General features: G+C 66.9%; 17 protein-coding genes. 7 read left to right on the top strand and 10 right to left on the bottom strand.

The window, feature by feature from the left end:
- The coding region (locus Q0W90_RS17225; protein WP_297775369.1) for a cutinase family protein at positions 1 to 282 on the bottom strand (282 nt) is incomplete at its 3' end.
- 524 nt (positions 283 to 806) lie between these two features.
- Here Q0W90_RS17225 and Q0W90_RS17220 point away from each other — a divergent pair.
- Positions 807 to 2294 (top strand): NAD(P)/FAD-dependent oxidoreductase, encoded by a 1488-nt coding sequence (locus tag Q0W90_RS17220; protein WP_297599355.1) that lies wholly within the window; start codon positions 807 to 809, stop codon positions 2292 to 2294.
- Positions 2295 to 2298: 4 nt separating this feature from the next.
- Here the strand turns inward: Q0W90_RS17220 and Q0W90_RS17215 are convergent, their stop codons facing one another.
- From Q0W90_RS17215 to Q0W90_RS17200, 4 genes are all read right to left on the bottom strand, one after another.
- On the bottom strand, positions 2299 to 2760 hold the full coding sequence (locus tag Q0W90_RS17215; protein WP_297599356.1) for a hypothetical protein: 462 nt from the start codon (positions 2758 to 2760) through the stop codon (positions 2299 to 2301).
- Positions 2761 to 2790: 30 nt separating this feature from the next.
- Positions 2791 to 3333, bottom strand: a complete 543-nt coding sequence (locus Q0W90_RS17210; RefSeq protein WP_297599357.1) for an ester cyclase — start codon at positions 3331 to 3333, stop codon at positions 2791 to 2793.
- A gap of 208 nt (positions 3334 to 3541) precedes the next feature.
- On the bottom strand, positions 3542 to 4861 hold the full coding sequence (locus Q0W90_RS17205; protein WP_297599358.1) for a cytochrome P450: 1320 nt from the start codon (positions 4859 to 4861) through the stop codon (positions 3542 to 3544).
- Between the two features lie 34 nt (positions 4862 to 4895).
- On the bottom strand, positions 4896 to 5243 hold the full coding sequence (locus Q0W90_RS17200) for an MmpS family transport accessory protein (RefSeq protein WP_297599359.1): 348 nt from the start codon (positions 5241 to 5243) through the stop codon (positions 4896 to 4898).
- A gap of 90 nt (positions 5244 to 5333) precedes the next feature.
- On the opposite strand from Q0W90_RS17200, the gene Q0W90_RS17195 reads away from it, so the two are divergent.
- Together Q0W90_RS17195 and Q0W90_RS17190 are read left to right on the top strand one after the other, a co-directional pair.
- On the top strand, positions 5334 to 6419 hold the full coding sequence (locus tag Q0W90_RS17195) for a dihydrodipicolinate reductase (RefSeq protein ID WP_297698281.1): 1086 nt from the start codon (positions 5334 to 5336) through the stop codon (positions 6417 to 6419).
- 119 nt (positions 6420 to 6538) lie between these two features.
- A complete protein-coding gene (locus Q0W90_RS17190) occupies positions 6539 to 8287 on the top strand; it encodes an Hsp70 family protein (protein WP_297775366.1) in 1749 nt (582 codons plus the stop codon).
- A 26-nt stretch (positions 8288 to 8313) separates the two neighbouring features.
- Here Q0W90_RS17190 and Q0W90_RS17185 read toward each other — a convergent pair whose 3' ends face one another.
- From Q0W90_RS17185 to Q0W90_RS17170, 4 genes are all read right to left on the bottom strand, one after another.
- Positions 8314 to 8676, bottom strand: a complete 363-nt coding sequence (locus Q0W90_RS17185; RefSeq protein ID WP_297599362.1) for a hypothetical protein — start codon at positions 8674 to 8676, stop codon at positions 8314 to 8316.
- A 75-nt stretch (positions 8677 to 8751) separates the two neighbouring features.
- On the bottom strand, positions 8752 to 9846 hold the full coding sequence (locus tag Q0W90_RS17180) for an SAM-dependent methyltransferase (RefSeq protein WP_297599363.1): 1095 nt from the start codon (positions 9844 to 9846) through the stop codon (positions 8752 to 8754).
- A gap of 48 nt (positions 9847 to 9894) precedes the next feature.
- Positions 9895 to 10530 carry an MBL fold metallo-hydrolase gene (locus Q0W90_RS17175; protein ID WP_297775364.1) on the bottom strand — a complete coding sequence of 212 codons (636 nt, stop codon included), beginning with the start codon at positions 10528 to 10530 and terminating at the stop codon, positions 9895 to 9897.
- A complete protein-coding gene (locus Q0W90_RS17170) occupies positions 10530 to 11615 on the bottom strand; it encodes an S-(hydroxymethyl)mycothiol dehydrogenase (protein WP_297698287.1) in 1086 nt (361 codons plus the stop codon). Before Q0W90_RS17170 ends, Q0W90_RS17175 begins: the two co-directional genes overlap by 1 nt.
- A 78-nt stretch (positions 11616 to 11693) precedes the next feature.
- On the opposite strand from Q0W90_RS17170, the gene Q0W90_RS17165 reads away from it, so the two are divergent.
- The 4 genes from Q0W90_RS17165 to Q0W90_RS17150 all read left to right on the top strand — a co-directional run bounded on the left by Q0W90_RS17165 (position 11694) and on the right by Q0W90_RS17150 (position 15237).
- Positions 11694 to 12752 (top strand): class I SAM-dependent methyltransferase, encoded by a 1059-nt coding sequence (locus tag Q0W90_RS17165; RefSeq protein WP_297698289.1) that lies wholly within the window; start codon positions 11694 to 11696, stop codon positions 12750 to 12752.
- Positions 12752 to 13570, top strand: a complete 819-nt coding sequence (locus Q0W90_RS17160) for a serine hydrolase domain-containing protein (protein ID WP_297599367.1) — start codon at positions 12752 to 12754, stop codon at positions 13568 to 13570. The genes Q0W90_RS17165 and Q0W90_RS17160 overlap by 1 nt, the downstream gene beginning before the upstream one ends.
- A 151-nt stretch (positions 13571 to 13721) precedes the next feature.
- On the top strand, positions 13722 to 14234 hold the full coding sequence (locus Q0W90_RS17155; protein WP_297599368.1) for a DUF3145 domain-containing protein: 513 nt from the start codon (positions 13722 to 13724) through the stop codon (positions 14232 to 14234).
- Between the two features lie 334 nt (positions 14235 to 14568).
- Positions 14569 to 15237 (top strand): transcriptional regulator, encoded by a 669-nt coding sequence (locus Q0W90_RS17150; protein WP_297698322.1) that lies wholly within the window; start codon positions 14569 to 14571, stop codon positions 15235 to 15237.
- 98 nt (positions 15238 to 15335) lie between these two features.
- Here the strand turns inward: Q0W90_RS17150 and Q0W90_RS17145 are convergent.
- Positions 15336 to 15494 (bottom strand): nitroreductase/quinone reductase family protein (locus Q0W90_RS17145; protein ID WP_297775371.1); only part of this gene is annotated, 159 nt, incomplete at its 5' end.

Here is a 15494-nt window from a genome sequence, read left to right as displayed (position 1 = left end):
CCACTGCTCGGTGGCGGGGTAGTTGACGGGGTAGACGTCAAAGGAGCGGTCGCCGACGCGTTGGCGCAGCCCGTCGGTGAAGGCTTGTCCGGTGGGGCCCACGCCCGGGGCTTCGCCGGTGCCGCGGGCGAAGACCACTTGCACGTCCGGGCATTGGGCCGAGGCGGTGGGTATGAGCGAACCGGACACGGCCGACGCGGCCATGCCCGATGCTGCGACAACTACTGCTGGACCAAGGGAACGAAAAATGTGACGCGCGTTCATGCCGCCAGACGTGCCCATGCAAGCCCCTCCCAAACTGTCAACTTACGGATCATTTTGTGCTGTATTCCTGTATACCGGGGCGCAGCGACCAGGGGTGGATAGCGGCTCCTTCGCCTCCATCGGACCGATGCAGCCATTGCGCAGTCGGGTTGCCTACCAAAACACTTTAAGCTGTCATTCGATGTTGTCCATCGTAGCCGGAGACCGGTGTGGCGACATGGCAACGGGCGAAACGGGTTTCGGCGACGTGAACTTCGATCGTACCCGCGCTGAATTCCACTCACTGCAAAGCCGGGACACGACTGCGCGGGCGACAGGAAGAACTCGGGCTGGGAATCTCCTGTCGGGGCACAAGAGGAGAAGTCCGCCAGGTGGATTGGATTCCGCCCGAGCCGATATTGCTGAGCGAGCGCACAGATGTCGCCAAGGTCACATCCTGACAAAGCTCGGATGCGCCCGGCGTGGCGCCCTATTAAAGTGACGTATCTTAGGGAAAGCTTATGATTCGTTAAGTACGGAAACAGGTAGCACGGAGCAAGGCTGTGAACACGGACCGTTTCGACGCGATCATCGTAGGTGCAGGTTTCGGCGGCATCGGTGCCGCAATTCAGCTCAAGCGCCTCGGGTTCGAAAACTTCGTCATCCTCGACCGCGAGGACGACCTGGGCGGTACCTGGCATGTCAACCACTACCCGGGCATCGCCGTCGACATCCCCTCCACCACGTACTCGTATTGGTTTGAGCCCAAACCTGACTGGTCACGGTTGTTTGCGCCGGGTGCCGAGGTCAAGCAATACGCCGCGAGTGTCGCCGCCAAATACGACGTACGCCGCCACATGCGTTTCAACACGACCGTCGAGGGTGCCCAGTGGGATGAGGAAGCCTCGGCGTGGCGGGTCGCGCTGGCCGGCGGCGAAACCCTGACCACCCGGTACCTGATCACCGCGACGGGGTTTTTGTCCCAGCCGCGCATCCCCGACATTCCCGGCATCGCGAGCTTCCAAGGCAAGGTGGTGCACACCACCGCGTGGGACCACCGCTATAGCTACCAGGGGCGCCGAATCGCGGTCATCGGGACCGGGGCGTCCGCGGTGCAGGCCATTCCCGAGCTGGCCAAACAGGCCGCGGACCTGACCGTGTACCAGCGCACCGCGACCCACGTGATTCCCAAGTTTGATTTCCCCATCACCCCGCGGATGCGACGCCTGTTCGCGCGGGTGCCGGCGGTGCAGCGGGGCCTGCGGTGGGTGAGCGACATCGTCCTCGAGATCATCATGGTGTTCATGGCGCTGTATTTTCGGCAGTCGCGGGGGCGGGGCAACATTTCCGCCTCCGACCTGGCCAAGATGAACCGATTCCGGTGGATCCGGGACAAGGAACTGCGCGCCAAGTTGACGCCGGACTACGACCTCGGCTGCAAGCGGCCGACCTTTTCCAATAGCTTCTACCGCGCTTTCACCAAGCCGCACGTGCACCTCGAGACGAACACGATCGAGCGGTTCGAGCCGGACGGCATCGTCACCGCGGATGGGCGTAAGACCGTCATCGACACCCTGGTGCTCGCGACCGGATTCGACCTGTGGGAGGCCAACTTCCCGGCCATCGAGGTGGTCGGCCGGAAGGGACGCAACCTCGGAAAGTGGTGGCGGGAGACCAGGTTCCAGGCCTACCAGGGCGTCTCGATGCCCTACTTCCCCAACTATTTGAGCCTGGCCAGTCCGTTTGCCTTCTCCGGACTCTCCTTCTTCCACACCATCGAATACCAGATGCGGCACATGGACCGGCTGCTCGGCGAGGTCAAGCGTCGGGGCGCGACGACCTTCGAGGTGACCGAGGAGGCCAACGACCGATTCATGGAGCGGATGACCAAACTGCTGGACGACTCGGTGTTCTACGCCGGCAACTGCGCGACGTCGCGGTCGTACTATTTCAGTCCCAATGGTGAAGCATCGCTGCTGCGTCCGACTACGACGCTGAACTCGATGCGCGAAGCCCGCACCTTCCCGTTCAGCGACTACGTGATCGCCTAGCGCCTCAGCGGCGCGCGGACCCGGTCAGCGGTTGCCCGTTGGCGGACTGCAGCAAGCAGATGACGGTGCTCGGGGTGGGGTTGGCGCCGGTACGGTCTTGATTCGAGTCGATGAGATAGGTGATCGAAAACCTGCCGCTGTCAACGGATTGCCCCGTGTAGGGAGCGAGCCCGGCCGCGCAGTCCCGATTGGCGACGGTCGCGATGGCGGCGTTGACGGCCGTCGGAGCGCGCAGGTACACCTCGGCTAAATGCGCTGTCGCACAGTCGATTACGGTGACGTCGACGCGGCTGCCGTCGGCTGGCGGCAGGTCGGCCACACACTCACCGGCTTGCAGGTCGATCCACTTCTCGGTGTGCGAGCCCGACGGCAACGGAGCGGCGGTGGCCCCGGTGGCAGTGGCGCAGAACGCCAGCACGCCCGCGGTGGTCAGGACGCCCGCCGCCCGAAGGCTTAAGACCCGCATCGCAGCCTCCCTCGCTCTTAAGGGTGGAGTCTAGGAGGTGTTGGTCAGCGCGGGGTCCGGTTTTTCCGACGACATCGACAGGAACCCGCGCACGCAGCGCGCGGCCAGCAACCAGTTCGCCGGCTTCTTCATGTCCAGGCCGCCCAGGAGCTGTCTGATCATGGTCAGCGTGTCGAAGTAAATACGTTCGCAGACAAGCGTTTCCGTCTCGTCGAAGACGAAGTAGGCGGTCATGCGGACGCGGAACCGGCTGCCGGTGGGCGGGACCTTGCCCAGGTAGCCGCGGTGGGTTCCCATCAGCCAGAATTCGACGATCACCGCGTCGGCGCTGTGCCGCAGCGCGATGATTTCGTGGTCCTGGTCGGGAAACGCGGTCCGCGTGTAGGCGTAGTAGTCGCGCACCGCCACGTCGCCGTCGTGCACGAGCATCTGGGGGATCAGCTCGTAGCGCGGATGCGGGAAGGTCGCCAGGACGTCGTCCCAGGCGTGGCGGACCTCGTCGTGGAAGTGGTCGAGCACGAGTTTTTGGCGGGCGGCCAGCACCTCGGGAGCGGGAAACGCGGGAATGCTCACGTGGCCAGCGTAATGCTGGATTCCGGCTTGGCGGGCTGTGTTGCCGTCTCAGATTTGATAGCGCCCGCGCTATCGGATTCGAGACGGTGATATGCCTTTCGGGAGAGGGCTGGGCGGGGGCATAGGTGACCGCCGGATTTGATAGCGCGGGCGCTATCGGATTCGAGAAGGTGATATACCTTCGGAGACAGGCGAATCCGGTAAACGACTACCGCGGGGGAGTCCAGGCGACCGGCAGGCTCTTGATGCCGTGAATGAACTGCGACAGCAGCCGCGCGGGTTCGTCCGTCGCGACGATGTCGGGTATCTCGCGGCGCAATTCGTCGAAGACAACCCGGATTTCGCGACGAGCCAGGTTGGCACCCAGGCAGAAATGGGCGCCGCCGCCGCCGAAGCCGAAATGCGGATTGGGGGTGCGCGCGACGTCGAAAAGCCAGGGATCCTCGAACGTCGACTCGTCGCGATTGGCCGAGTTGTACCACAGCGTGACCTTGTCGCCGGCCTTCATCTTGGTGCCGCCGAGCTTGAAGTCCCGGGTCAGCGTGCGTCGCATGTACACCACCGGGGAAGCCCACCGCACGACCTCCTCGACCGCGGTCGGCGTCAGGTGGTCGAAGTTGGACCACCACTTGTCCCGCTCGGCGGGATAGCGCGACAGCGCGAGCACGCCGTGGCTGATCGCATTGCGCGTCGTCTCGTTGCCGGCCACCACCAGCAGAATGAAGAACGATGCGATCTCCGTCGACGTCAGCCGTTCCCCGTCGACCTCGGCCTCCACCAGGCTGGTGGTCAGATCGTCGTGGTGATTGGACCGCCGGTCCTCGGCCAGCGCGCTGGCATAGGCGCCGATGTCCATCGACACCTGCAGGAACTCCCCGAAATCCGTGGCCAGGTCCGGGTCGCCGAACCCGAGAATCACGTTGGTCCAGTGGAAGATTCGCTGATGGTCCTCCTCGGGGATGCCCATCATGTCGCAGATGATCTGCAGCGGCAGCGGGCCGGCGAGCTCGCTGACCAGCTCGGCTTGCCCGTCGGGATGATTGGCGATCAGCGAGGCAACCAACCGGCGGGCTCGCTCGCGGACCGAGGCTTCGATGCGCGCCACCACTTTCGGGGTGAACGCACGGCTGACGATCGAGCGCAGCCGCTGGTGCCGGGGATCGTCGAGCACGATCATCGAGCCGAAATATTCGCTGATCTCGGGCGTGTTGTCGTTGATCGTGATGTTGGGGCTGGAGCTGAAGATGTCCGGGTGACGGCTCGCGAAAAACACGTCGTCATGCTTGGTCAGCGCCCAGTGCCCGGTGCCCGGTTCGAACCCCTCGTACTCGATCGCGGGCCAGAACGAGATCGGTGCCTCGCGGCGCAAGGTGGCGAAAGCGCCGTCGCGGAAGTCGTCGTCTAGCTCCCAGAAGTCCAGCGAGTCGAGATGGATGTCGGCCAGCGGAATGTCGGGCGGTGGCGCCCCGTTCGTCCGCGCCGCCAGGCCCGTGGTCACGCGTCTGTTGGGACCCGTCTTGAGGCTCACCTAGAGCTCCTTTTCTCGTGAGGGGACGGCTCGGTCAATGGGTGCAGACCGTTCTGGCGGGCGCACCGACGGTTGCCGTGGCCGCGCTCACCACGTTGCCGTCGACCAAAATCTTGCAGGAGATCGGGCCGGGCCCCTGCGCGCTGATGGTGAACACCTCCCCGCCGAACCCGGAGAACTCCGTCGACCAGGGCAGCGGCGCATTGACCTGATGCAGCTGCCCGGTGTCGGTCTCGTAGTAGATGAATTCGGCGACCGCGGGCCCATTGACCTCGTAGCGGACGTGCGGCATCTGAGGTAGGGCGTTGGCCACACCGCAGGCATTCGCGAACCCGAAACCGACGGCCAACAGGAGCGAAGGTCCGGTGAGGTGCTTCGTCATGAATTGCATCGTGTCACCACGGGCGACGGTAGGGAAGCTTAATGTGAAGTTCCGAGCGGGGGCTGGTGACCGGAAAGGTGGCGTCAAAGCATGGCGGAACACGGCTCAAAGCGTGTGGTGGTGTTTGGCACTGGTTTCGTGGGCAAGATGGTGATCCCCGAGATCGTCAAGCATCCGTCGTTCGAGTTGGTGGGCGTCGGTGTCAGCAGTCCGAACAAGGTTGGCCGCGATGTCGGCGAGATCTGCGGGATGGCCGAGAAGGTGGGCGTTCTCGCGACCGACGACATCGATGCCCTGATCGCTTTGAAACCTGATGCGCTGGTGCATTACGGCCCGACGGCCCTGCACGCCAAGGAGAACATTGCGCTGATCACCCGGTTCCTGCGGGCCGGCATCGACGTGTGTTCGACGGCGATGACGCCGTGGGTCTGGCCGACCATGCACCTCAACCCGCCGAACTGGATCGCGCCCATCACCGAGGCGTGCGAACTGGGCGAGGCGTCCTGCTTCACCACCGGCATCGACCCCGGGTTCGCCAACGACCTGTTCCCCATGACGCTGATGGGGCTGTGCTCGGAGGTGCGCCGGGTGCGGGCCTCGGAGCTGCTGGACTACACCAACTACGAGGGCGACTACGAAGTCGAGATGGGCATCGGCCGCGAGCCCGAATACAGCCCGATGCTGGAAGACTCCAACGTGTTGATCTTTGCGTGGGGCGCCACCGTCCCGATGATCGCCCACGCCGCCGGCATCATGCTCGACGAGATCACCACCACCTGGGACAAATGGGTGACGCCCACCGAGCGCACCACCGCCAAAGGCGTCATCAAGGCCGGGCACGTCGCCGCCGTCCGGTTCACCATCAACGGCGTCTACCAGGGTGAGACCCGCATCCAGCTCGAGCACGTCAACCGGATCGGCCTCGACGCCGCACCGGACTGGCCGTCGGGCCATGACAACGACGTCTACCGGGTGGAGATCGAAGGGACGCCGAGCATCTTCCAGGAGACCGCGTTCCGCTTCACCGACGGCTCCGGCCGCGATGCCGCCGCGGCCGGCTGCCTGGCGACCGGGCTGCGGGCGCTCAATGCCGTGCCGGCGGTCAACGACCTCCGGCCGGGCTGGGTCACCCCGCTCGACCTGCCGCTCATCGCCGGCGCCGGCACCATCCGCTGACCGGCGCACAGCGCGCACATAGCTGCCGCCGACACGCGGTACAGGTTGTCGCGGCACAATGACCGTTAGCGGCGGCTAGCCGGGTGCGAATTGGTGCTGGCGAACATGGGGATCGAAATATGGCCAATGGAGCGGGGACCGCACTGGGCTTATCGATCGGTGCCACCAACCTCGCGGCCGCAACCTCCGATAACGCCGTCACCCGCAAGCCCGTTCTGACGCTGTATCCGGACCGCCCCGCCGAGATCGGCATCCCCGCCGAAAACCCCAGGCTGCAAGGGCCGGGCGTGGTGATCACCGGCTTCGTGAATCGAGTCGGCGACCCGCGCGGGATCGTGGCCCCCGACGGCTCGGTGCACCGCGGCGAGGTGTTGCTCGCCGACGGGTTGCGGGCGCTGGCCTATGCCGCGACCGGCGGAGGCCGCCTGCCCGACGACGTCGCGGTCACCTATCCCGCCCATTGGGATTCGCCCGCGGTCGAGGCCCTGGGCGCCGCCCTGGAGGAAATTCCCGAATGGTCGCAACGCGCGCGCCCGATCCTGTTGATTCCCGACGCCGCCGCGGCGCTGCTCGCCGTGCGGGCCAACCCGGGCATCCCGGCGCGCGGGACCGTGGCGGTGTGCGATTTCGGCGGCGGCGGCACCAACATCACCTTGATGGGCGCCGACGGCGACTACCGGGCGTTGGCGCCGACCGTGCGGCACCGGGACTTCTCCGGCGACCTGATCGATCAGGCGCTGCTGGGTGTCGTGGTGGCCAACATGCCGACCACCGGCGCATTCCCCACGGGTACGGCGGCGATCGGCTCGCTGAGCCGGCTGAGAAGCGGGTGCCGAGTCGCCAAGGAACAACTGTCCTCGAGCACCGCGACCACGCTGACCGACGGACTGACCGGGGCGCGGGGCGAAATCCGGCTCACCCGCCACGAACTCGACGACGCGATCCGCCCGGCGCTCACCGGCTTCCTCGCGAGACTGGATGAAACGTTGGTGCGCAACGGAATCCGCGATCTCGTCGCGGTGGTTTCGACGGGTGGGGGAGCGAACCTCCCGGCCGTCACCACCACGCTGGCGCGGCATTTTCGCGTCCCGGTCGCCACCACGCCGCGGCCCCAGCTCACGGCGGCGGTCGGCGCCGCGTTGCGGGTCGCGCACGGTGCCGGTGACGCCGGCGCGACGTTGTCCGCGCCCGCCGCGCCCGCCACCGGCACGGCCCGGGCGGCGGTGCGGCCGGATCAGCGTTCGGAGGCTACCGCCACCGCCCAGGTGCCACCGGCGGACCCGACACCGGGCGGGACGCCGATACGGGCCTGGTCGGCGACGGGTCATCACTCGCGCGTCACGCCGGTCGGCGCGACGGCCGATACGGCGGCGACCTCGCGGATCGATGCCGCGACCCCTGTGCGCAAGCGAATATTCGCGCGATGGCGTCTGCTGCCTGCGGCCGCCGTCTTCCTCACCGCCGCGGCGGTGCTGCTGGTGGGGGCCGCCCTGGCGATCGGACTGAGCTCGCAGGACAAATCGGCGACGACGCCGGCGCCCGCCCTGACCACGGCCCCGGCCGCGCGGTCGCCGTCGCCCAACAACGCGACGGCCGAGCCCGGGCCCCCGGACGTCCCGGCGCCGTCGACCTCCGATACCAACCCGCCGGCCGAGACCGAGACGCCGATGACCACCACGCCGCCGGCGACCCCGCAGGCGGGCCCGCCTGCGGCACCCGCACATCCGGTATCCCCGCGTAGGGCCGCGGTCCCGCCCATCCCCGGCGTCAACGAACCCATCCCCGGGATCGACCGGGTCAACGAGATCATTCAGGAGATCCAAGGCGGCCTGGGCATCAGCCTCCTGGGGCCGCTACCCGCTCAGTGAGCCTTATTCGGGAATTCCCGTCCAGCTCAATCCTTTTCGCCCTTGTTCTCCGCGGTCGCGGCTTCCCTGAGCCTCTCGTTCAGGGCCTTGTCCTTGTCGATCTGGTCCTTCAAATCGTCTTCGTCGCGCGCCTCGTCGCCCGTGGCCTGGTCGTCCGAACCCGCGCCCTCGGCCACTTCGTGCTTGGGACTGCCGTCCTCGTCCAGCCACTCGTTGACCGCGGTGCCGGACACGCTCCCGCCGGTGCCGGGCAACACGATCGTGGGCTTTTCCTTATAGGCCTCCATCATTTCGGCGGCCTTCTTCTTGGCGTCCTCGTCCGGCTCCGGCTTCTCAGTCAGTTGTTGACCATCGTCTTGCTCGGACCCCTTATCGTCCTGCACGCTCATGTGCCTACCCCCTCGCAGTCGCAGGTTCGACGATTGCAAGGGGTTACCCGTTGCGCGGCTGTGCCGAAACTCTTGTCAGCGCGATACGTCGCCCTTGACCAGCACAACCAGCGCCTGCGGGATCCGCATCGGCTCGGGTGCGCTGGACAGGCGCTCGGCGACGCCGCTTTGCAGCTGCTCGGCGAATTGCGCGGCCCGTGCGTCATGAGGCCCGCCGTCGAGCGCATCCAGCAGCGCGGGGAACACCGCGGACCGCCCGAAGGCCGCCCACTGCGCCCCGAAAGCCTGCGCGTCGCGGTCCGACTGGAAACGTGCCCAGAATCGATCCTCGGCGTTGAATATCTCGAGGTGCTCGACCATCAGGCCTTCGAACCGGCCCGTGGGCGAGAACGGAGCGCGAAAATCCTTCTCAGTCCGGGCAAACGTGGGAATGGCCATGCGCCGCAGCTCATCTGACTGCAGCAGGCCGTCGCGCACCTGATCGTCGAGCGCCCCGACAAGGGCGTCGAGCAAGGGGGCGAAGCCCGCCGTCCCGTCCTCGTCGGCCGCCAGCGTCAACGCCACCAACCGACCCTCGGGGGCCAGTTCCCGACCGCGGAACGCGACGAAGTTATGCCAGTCCAGCGCGGCCTGATCGGAATATGCCGAGCGCACCGAGTCGTCGTCGCTGCACGACACGTGTACGTGATCGGGTATCTCGCAGGGCGTTCGGCTCAACCACTGGGTTGCCCAGGACGTCCAGCCCAGGTTGACGGTCTTGGACGGCACGATCTGGTTGTAGAACGACCGGCCGATCGCCGACGTGAACGTCGACGCATCGAACTGCAGGTAACTTTCCGGATCGTCGGCGACCGTGTCGAACAGCGCCGTGAAGTCGTTGCGCGGAACATCGGTGTGCGCCACCAGGATTGCGTGATCATGGCGGGTGCGCCGGCGTAGCACCGCGATGGCCGCCGACAGCGGCTTGAGTGAATTGTGACCGTTGGCGGCGCCATAGTCCGCGATGACGATCGGCTGTGGGGCCTTGGGCAGCCCGACGTGCTCCGCGGCCCGCTCGAACCCCGCGATCGCCTTCGCCAAACCGGCGGCCCGCAGCCGCGACGCCTCGGTGTAGGTCGGCTCGGGGCGGACCACAATGCTCGATTCGGGCATCCGTGGTTCGGGCTGCATAGGGCCAACGATAGTGGCTGGGGTGGCGACCAGTTCGGTTCGGGCGAATCAGTGGCCGCGGGCCACCCACTCCTCGTAGTGCACGATCTCGTCGCCGATGGTGGTGCTGTCGCCGTGGCCGGTGTGCACGACGGTGTCGCCGGGCAGGGTACCGAGCCGGCCGGAGATCGACTGCAGGATCGTGGGGAAGTCCGAATAGGAGCGCCCCGTCGCACCCGGGCCGCCGGAGAACAGGGTGTCCCCGCTGAACACCACACCGAGTTCGGGGGCGTACCAGCACACCGAGCCGGGGGAGTGACCCGGCGTGTGCAGCGCCAGCAGCTCGGTGCCGGCGACATCGATCGTGTCCCCGTCGGCGATGGTGTGGAAGTCTTTGTCCGGGTGAGTCATTCGCCACAACACGTCGTCGGCGGGGTGCAGCAGCACCGGTGCGTCCAGGGCCACGCCCAGTTCGGGGGCCACCGTGACGTGGTCGTTGTGTCCGTGGGTGCACACCACCGCGACCACGTTGCGCTTGCCCACCGCGGCCAAGATGGGCTCGGCGGCGTGCGCGGCGTCGAACACCACGACGTCGGAGTCGTCGCCGACGATCCAGATGTTGTTGTCGACTTCCCAACTGCCGCCGTCGAGTTCGAACGTTCCGTGGGTGACCAGGCGTTCGACGGCTTTGTCCGAGGCCGCCATCAGAGCACCACCACCGAACGCAGCACGTTGCCCCCGTGCATCTTGTGGAACGCCTCTTCGACGTCGCCGAGCCCGATGCGCTCGGAGACGAACTGCTCGAGCGGAAGCCGGCCCTGCAGATACAGGTCGATCAGCGTGGGGAAGTCGCGTTCGGGCAGGCAGTCGCCGTACCACGACGACTTCAGCGAGCCACCGTGGCTGAAAAAGTCCACCAGCGGCATGTCCAGGGTCATGTCGGGGGTCGGAACACCTACCAGCACAACGGTTCCGGCGAGGTCACGGGCGTAGAAGGCCTGCTTGTACGTTTCGGGCCGGCCCACCGCGTCGATCACCACGTTGGCGCCGAACCCGTCGGTGAGGTCCTGGATCGTCTTGACCACGTCGAATTCGCGGGCATTGACGGTGTGCGTGGCGCCGAACTTGCGGGCCCAGTCCAGCTTGGTGTTGTCGGTGTCCACGGCGATGATGCGCCGCGCGCCCACCAGCGCCGCCCCGGCGATCGCGGCATCGCCCACGCCGCCGCAGCCGATCACCGCGACGGTGTCGTCACGATTGATGGCGCCGGTGTTGATCGCCGCACCGAGTCCGGCCATCACGCCGCAGCCCAACAGCCCGGCGACCGCCGGGTCGGCCTCGGGATTGACCTTGGTGCACTGGCCCGCGGCCACCAGCGTCTTGTCGGCGAACGCCCCGATGCCCAGCGCGGGGGTGAGCTCGGTGCCGTCGGTCAGCGTCATCTTCTGGGTGGCATTGAAGGTGTCGAAGCACAGGTGCGGGCGGCCGCGTTTGCAGGCCCGGCACTGCCCGCACACCGCGCGCCAGTTCAGGATCACGAAGTCGCCGGGTGCGACGGCGGTTACGTCGGGGCCGACGGCCTCGACCGTGCCGGCGGCCTCGTGGCCGAGCAAAAACGGGTACTCGTCGTTGATGCCGCCCTCGCGGTAGGTCAGGTCGGTGTGGCACACCCCGCAGGCGATGACGTCGACCAGAACCTCCCCGGGTCCGGGATCCGGGACGACGATGTCCACCAGTTCGACGGGCTCGCCCTTCTTGCGTGAAATCACGCCGCGCACTGTCTGACTCATGGCTCCAACCTAGGCGCTCGCCGCCATACATCTCGCGTCGGGCTGTCCACCCATCGGGCCGGTGTAGCGTCGCAGGGCGTGACGACTTTGGAAACCACCGAAGAATTCACCGAACGACTGACCGCCGCCATCGACGGCGCCAGCCTGACGCTGTTGCTGAGCATCGGGCATCAGACCGGACTGCTGGACACAATGGCCGGACTGCAACCCTCCACCAGCGAGCAGATCGCCTCGGCCGCCGGACTGAATGAGCGCTACGTCCGAGAGTGGCTTGCCGGCATGACCACCGGCCGCGTGGTCGAGTACGACCCCGACACCGCCACTTACTCGTTGCCTGCAGAGCGCGCCAAGGTGCTGACGCGCGAGGCCGGACCGGACAACCTGGCCCTGGTGACCCTGCTTGTTCCGGTGCTCGCCGAGGTCGAACAAAAGATCATCGGGTGTTTCCGCGCCGGCGGCGGGTTGCCGTACAGCGAGTTTCCCCGCTTTCACGCGTTGATGGCCGAACAAAGCGGCGTGGTGTACGACACCGCGTTGGTCGGCGTGGTGCTGCCGTTGGTGGACGGCCTCGTGGACCGCCTGCGGTCCGGAGCCGACGTGGCGGATTTCGGCTGCGGCAGCGGACACGCCATCAACGTGATGGCCCAAGCGTTTCCGGCCAGCCGCTTCACCGGCATCGACTTCTCCGAGCAGGCCATCGCCACCGGAATCCGGGAAGCCGCCGAGCGAGGCCTGACCAATGCGGCCTTCGAGAGCCACAATCTGGCTGAGCTGGACAAGGCGGATGCATACGACGTCATCACCGTGTTCGACGCCATCCACGATCAGGCGCAGCCGGCGCGGGTTTTGGAGAACATCTACCGGGCGCTGCGGCCCGGCGGCGTGCTGCTGATGGCCGACATCAAGGCGTCGAGCCGGCTCGAGGAGAACGTCGGCGTCCCGATGAGCACCTACCTGTACACGACGTCGCTGATGCACTGCATGACGGTGTCGCTGGCACTGGACGGGGCCGGACTGGGCACCGCCTGGGGGACGCAGTTGGCCGTGTCGATGCTGGGCGATGCCGGGTTCGGCGATGTGAGCGTGGCGGAGATCGAGTCGGACCCGATCAATAACTACTACATCGCCAGGAAGTGATGGCGGCCCTCGACGCCCTGGACCGTTGGCCGGTCGGGGCGGCCGCCGCCGCGGTGGTTGGCTCTGGCGGCGTGCTGGCCAGCCACGGCGACACCGGTCGGGTGTTCGAGCTGGCCTCGGTGACCAAGCCGCTCGCGGCCCGCGCCGTGCACGTCGCCATCGAGGAAGGTGCCGTCGACCTCGACACGGTCGCCGGCCCGCCCGGTTCCACCATCCGCCACCTGCTGGCGCACACCTCGGGCCTATCGATGCACTCCGAGAAGGTGCTGGCCGCCCCCGGCGTCCGGCGCATCTACTCCAACCAGGGCTTCACCGTGCTGGGCCAGACCGTGGAACGCGAGACCGGCATCGACTTCGCCCGCTATCTGGCCGAGGCGGTGTGCGAACCGCTGGGCATGACGACAACACGCCTCGACGGGGGCGCGGTGGCCGCCGGGTTCGGCGCGACGTCGACCGTGACGGACCTGGCCGCATTCGCGGGGGACTTGCTGCGCCCGTCCACGGTCTCGCAGCGGCTGCATGCCGAGGCCACGACGGTGCAATTTCCGGGTCTGGACGGCGTTTTGCCCGGATACGGGGTGCAGCGCCCCAACGATTGGGGGCTGGGGTTTGAGCTCCGGGATACGAAATCGCCGCACTGGACGGGCGCGCGGAACTCGGCGCGAACGTACGGCCATTTCGGCCAAGCAGGTGGTTTCATCTGGGCGGATCCGGAGATCGAGCTGGCGCTGGTGGTGCTCACGGACCGCGAATTCGGGGAGTGGGCGCTGCGGCCGTGGCCGGCGATTTCCGACGCCGTGATAGCCGCGTACAGCTAATTCGGACTGCACACTAGCGCAACACGGGTATCACAGGGCACAATAGACACGCAGGACACACAAAAAATCGAAGATTTCAGCAAGCTGCCCTGCTTGCCGGGTCCACAGGTCGTTGGGGAAGACGTCCCTCGTGGAACCGAAGGAGCAGGAAATGCGAGCGTCGAATCAATTCGCCGACGTGACGACTGGCGTGGTGTACGTGCACGCTTCGCCGGCGGCGGTGTGCCCGCATGTCGAGTGGGCGTTGTCGTCGACCCTGGGCGCCAAGGCGAACCTGAACTGGACGCCCCAGCCGGCGATGCCCGGTCAGCTGCGCGCGGTCACCAACTGGGTCGGTCCCGTGGGCACCGGCGCCAAGTTGGCCAACGCGTTGCGCTCCTGGTCCGTGCTGCGGTTCGAGGTCACCGAGGACCCCAGCCCCGGAGTCGACGGCCATCGCTTCAGCCACACCCCGCAACTGGGTCTGTGGACCGGGGCGATCAGCGCCAACGGCGACATCATGGTCGGGGAGATGCGGCTGCGGGCGATGATGGCCCAGGGCGCCGACACCTTGGCCGCCGAACTGGATTCCGTGCTGGGGACGGCCTGGGACGAGGCGCTCGAGGCGTATCGCGACGGCGGCGACGGCGCCGAGGTGAGCTGGCTGAGCCGGGGGGTCGGTTAGGTTTCCTGGCGAGCTGACCAAAAGCCCGGGCAAAAGCCCCCGAAAATTCCTATTTTCGGGGGCTTTTGCGTCTGCTCGCCCGAAGGGCGATGTTGCCCGATCAAGGCCGCGAGTTCGGTGGCGAATTTGGGTTGACCGCGCGCCCGCTTTCGCCGCCGAGTCGGCCGTCATGCCTACCGCCCCTGTTGGGTGGCTAACTGTTAATATAAAGGACGTATATCCGGTAAATAGTGGGATGGCAGGTGGCGAGGTGGACGGCGAAACCGACGCGCTAGCGAGGCGGCCACAACGAGATCGGCTGCCTCGCAACCGGCAACGTGAACGTGTGCTGGCGTTGGTGCGCGAACACGAGGGTGCCGTCGATGCCGAAAAGCTTGCTTCGGAAATGGGTTTGCATATCACGACAGTGCGGTTTCACCTGGACGCCCTCTGCGACGAGGAGTTGATCGTGCGCACCAGGATGAATCGACCCGGCCGCGGTCGGCCCCGCACCGGCTATCGAGCGGTCGAGACGGGCATGGACTATCGGACGCTGGCCGAGATCCTAGCGATGGAGTTGGGCCGCACCGAGGAAACCCGCGGGCTCCGCGCGCAGCGTGCCGGACGGAAATGGGCCACCCGGATAGCGGTTCCCCTCGAGGACGCGGAGGCCGACACCGGCGACGTGCTCGACCGAGTGGCGGCGGACACCGCACGGGCTTTCACGCGGTTGGGGTTCGGCCCTGAACTCGTCGCGGCGGCAGAGTCGACGCCGCCACCCGCTGACAGCGGTCCGGCGGCTGGGCGGGAGCGGACCATTCGGATGCACGCCTGCCCCGTCCGGGATCTGGCCAGGTCCCATCCCGAGGTGGCGTGCGGGGTGCACCTGGGGTTGCTGCAAGGCATGCTCGACAATTCACCCACCGAAAAAGGCCAGCCGATGTCCCCGCGCCCGGCGATGCAGGCTCACCTCGAGCCTTTTGTCGAGCCCCAACTGTGTGTGGCCAGGCTGGTGGCGAGGTGAGTGCAGCCGAGGTCCTCGCCGATCTCCTGGCCACCGGTTCGGGCACCGACTGACCGGTCCAACGAAAAGGCCGGGCCGACTAGGGAACCCGCGGACGGCTAGGCCGGCTCGCAGATCACCACCGGAATCACCCGGTCGGTCCACGATTGGTATCTGCCCCACCGCGGGTTGTGCGCAACGAGCCGCGGCCACAGTTCTGCGCGTTCCGTCTCGTCAGCGACGCGGGCATGCATGTCGCGGGTCTGCGCTCGGATCTG

Origin of the sequence: Mycobacterium sp., assembly GCF_025933915.1 — a bacterium.
Taxonomy (GTDB): domain Bacteria; phylum Actinomycetota; class Actinomycetes; order Mycobacteriales; family Mycobacteriaceae; genus Mycobacterium.
The sequence above is the reverse complement of the archived record's forward strand: the minus strand, read 5'-3'. Positions and strand labels throughout refer to the sequence as shown.

What these genes read in the sequence shown, in the direction of transcription:
- Q0W90_RS17175 (WP_297775364.1), bottom strand. Translation starts at nt 10,530, where the DNA reads ATGGCGGCCTCGGACAAAGCCGTCGAACGCCTGGTCACCCACGGAACG.
- Q0W90_RS17155 (WP_297599368.1), top strand. Translation starts at nt 13,722, where the DNA reads ATGCGAGCGTCGAATCAATTCGCCGACGTGACGACTGGCGTGGTGTAC.
- Q0W90_RS17180 (WP_297599363.1), bottom strand. Translation starts at nt 9,846, where the DNA reads ATGCAGCCCGAACCACGGATGCCCGAATCGAGCATTGTGGTCCGCCCC.
- Q0W90_RS17200 (WP_297599359.1), bottom strand. Translation starts at nt 5,243, where the DNA reads ATGACGAAGCACCTCACCGGACCTTCGCTCCTGTTGGCCGTCGGTTTC.
- Q0W90_RS17195 (WP_297698281.1), top strand. Translation starts at nt 5,334, where the DNA reads ATGGCGGAACACGGCTCAAAGCGTGTGGTGGTGTTTGGCACTGGTTTC.
- Q0W90_RS17190 (WP_297775366.1), top strand. Translation starts at nt 6,539, where the DNA reads ATGGCCAATGGAGCGGGGACCGCACTGGGCTTATCGATCGGTGCCACC.
- Q0W90_RS17185 (WP_297599362.1), bottom strand. Translation starts at nt 8,676, where the DNA reads ATGAGCGTGCAGGACGATAAGGGGTCCGAGCAAGACGATGGTCAACAA.
- Q0W90_RS17160 (WP_297599367.1), top strand. Translation starts at nt 12,752, where the DNA reads ATGGCGGCCCTCGACGCCCTGGACCGTTGGCCGGTCGGGGCGGCCGCC.
- Q0W90_RS17215 (WP_297599356.1), bottom strand. Translation starts at nt 2,760, where the DNA reads ATGCGGGTCTTAAGCCTTCGGGCGGCGGGCGTCCTGACCACCGCGGGC.
- Q0W90_RS17170 (WP_297698287.1), bottom strand. Translation starts at nt 11,615, where the DNA reads ATGAGTCAGACAGTGCGCGGCGTGATTTCACGCAAGAAGGGCGAGCCC.